Below are 255 nucleotides of genomic sequence, written 5' to 3' on the forward strand. Positions count from 1 at the left end.
TGTTAAAGCCGGTGTTCGTCAAGTCCGTTGCAACTTGAGCAACCTGTCCTTCCGTCGCTGCACGGTCTGCAACCACATTGTTCGGATCATAGCTCGTGTTGGTTAAGCCTGTAATTGTCCCCGCTGCTCCATCCACTGTCACAGGGTTCGCACCGCCTACCTGCAGGTTGTCTCCTGTCACTGTAGTCGTATTCCCTGCCGCATCGGTGATCGTTGAACCCGTTGCATCATACGTCGCTGTATTACCCGCCGCAT

Annotated in this window: 1 pseudogene; it reads right to left on the reverse strand. The window is 54.5% G+C overall.

The features are described from left to right. Positions 1–255 (reverse strand): annotated as a pseudogene (locus HUN22_RS17900) (hypothetical protein); the annotation flags it as partial.

It is taken from the genome of Acinetobacter lactucae, assembly GCF_013344765.1.
In the GTDB taxonomy this organism is placed as follows: domain Bacteria; phylum Pseudomonadota; class Gammaproteobacteria; order Pseudomonadales; family Moraxellaceae; genus Acinetobacter; species Acinetobacter lactucae_A.